Genomic DNA, 2,811 nt, shown 5'->3' with positions numbered 1-2,811 from the left:
TGATGTCTAATGGCCGATATTTTACCGACATCACCTGCGTTTCACCGCCCCCAGCTCTCTTTTAATATGCTCAAAATTGTACATCTTTTAATTACCCAATTTGTACATTTTCTGATTGACATTTACAGTTTTCTTTCTACTTGTTTTCTTTCTACTTGTTTTCTGCTTCATTCTGTCATTCTTATTTCCAGCTTTTCATTATGTTTATGACTTCCTATTTATTCAGCAGCAGCTTTACTCTGATCACTTTTATAAATGACATAAATCAGATAGACAAAAGTCATTGCTGAAACAAAGATCACAGAAAACAAAGTAGCTAAAGCAGCACCGATCATCTGCCATCTGGTAATGAGCAAAAGATCAAGTGTGATATTGACTATTCCTAACAGGATGGAAACAAACAGGTTATATGTAGTCTTCTTTAAGACCGAAAGCATATTTGTAGAAAAGATTCGAATTCCTGCCATCCACAAATACGAAAAACTGAGAATTTGAAACGGAAGCGTTGAATCAAGGTACTTCTCTGTCCATAGAAAAGTAATGATTTCTCTTGCAAAGAGAATTAGAAATAAACTGATTACTCCCTGGACGATTAGATTGGCGATAAACAGCCTTTTAAAACGATCCTTAAACCATTCCTTATCATTTGCACATTGGGCAAATCTGGGAACCAGTGCAATCATCAATACTCCCGGCAGAAAGTTCAGATTGTCTGGAATCAAACAGGCAATTTTATAGGAAGCGATTAACTCTGGATCTTTTAAAAGCATCGTGATCATAAATACATCTAGATATAAAACCGTTGAATTCAGAATTGATGTCAGTCCAGCCTTGATTGCAAAAGCCCATAATTCTTTTTTTAATTCAGACTTCATATTCTTCAGAATTCCGGATGGATACAACATTTTGAAAAGTGAAAAGTTTTGCAGATCAAAACCGATATCCAGCTTTACTGGACACATTTTCATTCCGATCAGAATCATGAATATGGAGCCAATTACGCGATACCAGATCAATCCTGACAGTCCGGCTATGGCTATTCCACATAACGTCGAAACAAGTCCTACCAGAGTATGAAGAAAAGTCAGCCTGGCATAACCCTGATTGTCCTGCATGGTTCGCATCAGGATCTGAATGTAGCTGTTAATATAGGAGATCACAGGCACCATCGATAAAAGAGGAAGGTATTGATGAAGAATCGGATAATCTTTAAATACAAACAAGCCTAATAAAATCTGTATGAATCCAACCAGAATGCTGAATAATACCCCACAATACAGGGTATAAATCCTGATCTGATTCTTTTCAGATGGACTTCGCCATTCTGATCCATAGATGATCAAAGGAGAGCCCATACCTCCACCAGCAAACAAACCTATCAAAGAAAGAACGGTATACAGGCTGGCCTGAAGACCATATTCTTCTACACTCAGTATTCGAATAACGATCATATTTGAGACAAATCCAATGGCTTTGTTTGTGACACTCGATAGAAATACAGCCGGTATTCCATAGCGAGAAATCGAGTGTAATTTCGATAGAATTTGCATTTTCTTTTACCCGATTAAACGAATAGTGCTTGAATCTCAACAAATAATATATCCAAACAAAGAATCCTTGACAATATTTTCAAATGAATTTTTAAAATCTATTAGACTGTTTTTTTGTATATTATCAAATCGGATGTTATAATAAGCATTTAATTATCTATTTTTTTTACATTCTATTATTATCCTACCTGAGTAACCGCAATATCTATTTCAAATAAATATATTTACGTTGTTCTTAATCAGACAATACGTTTTCTCTATAGCTGACCGAATATCTGATTTAGTTTTACTTATCGCTATGACAGTTCCCGAATCGTCAGGATTAAAATTTGTTTTCAGTAATCTGACAGGCTGCTTTTTTTAATTATAGGTTACTGATTTTAATCATTCTGGTTACCGTAATTTCGTTGTTTCAAAAAAGGCACAGAATGTTCTGTTAATAGTTTATGGTGTCTATGAGCTCGATCTGGTTGCTGCTATTTTTTTAATTCCGTTTTTTTTCATAATGAGTTTCTTTTCAATTCCTGGCCTTAAATCAAAACGTTATTCATTCTGTTTTTATATCTTCTTTTCTCTTTCTTTTTTATCAGCAAATCCATAGATAATATAAGTATTTTTATACTGGAAATATGCTCTTGATTTTAAAATCGATCAGAATGTATTCAAGCTTTTATACATGTTCATATAAGACCACACCACCAGGACACTTTTTTATTTTTGATGTTTTAGCAGCAGAATTTGCCTGACCACTGTAAGAGAACCTTAATATGATCGGCAGGATGTGATGAATTCGATTCTATCGATCCAGGAATCTTATCGAATATACCGCTATAATCAAACATATCTATAGAAATCAGTAAGGCAGATTGGTAAAACGAATCTGTTTGGACTATGATGTCCTTATTAGATAATGACAACTTCTAATTAGGCAAATTTAAGCTTTACATGGCTTACTATAGTATTGTAATCTAAACTTTTTACTATATTGAGTCATAAGAAAAGACCGTGCTGCGAACACGGCCTTTTTTGTTTGAGGATAATAACAACTAAAAATCAGGCAGTAGAATCTGATCTAACAGACTCTACTTACCAGAGATCTTGCTTAGATCCCAGAATTCTGGCAATAACAACCAGGTGTTAAATGCAAGATAAAATGTGCCAATTATTGCAGTGAGAAAGTTACCATTTCTTGCAGTGGGTGGGGTATAGGAGAAGACACTTTCCATGGAAAGTGTCTTCTCCTATACCCGCGCGCCTAGCT

The 2,811-nt window shown here is 34.9% G+C and carries 1 protein-coding gene; it reads right to left on the bottom strand.

All coding sequences use genetic code 11. The features are described 5' to 3' along the window. Positions 1-218: 218 nt before the first annotated feature. Positions 219-1,550: an oligosaccharide flippase family protein gene (locus tag BO222_RS05060; protein ID WP_075818959.1), complete on the bottom strand. Its 1,332-nt coding sequence runs from the start codon at positions 1,548-1,550 to the stop codon at positions 219-221. Between the last annotated feature and the right edge of the window lie 1,261 nt (positions 1,551-2,811).

This window comes from Ileibacterium valens (genome assembly GCF_001945525.1).
Classification (GTDB): domain Bacteria; phylum Bacillota_I; class Bacilli_A; order Erysipelotrichales; family Erysipelotrichaceae; genus Ileibacterium; species Ileibacterium valens.
This window is presented reverse-complemented; position numbering and strand designations above follow the sequence as displayed.

Excerpts from the sequence above, each read along its gene's own strand:
- BO222_RS05060 (WP_075818959.1), bottom strand. The coding sequence starts at position 1,550 with ATGCAAATTCTATCGAAATTACACTCGATTTCTCGCTATGGAATACCG.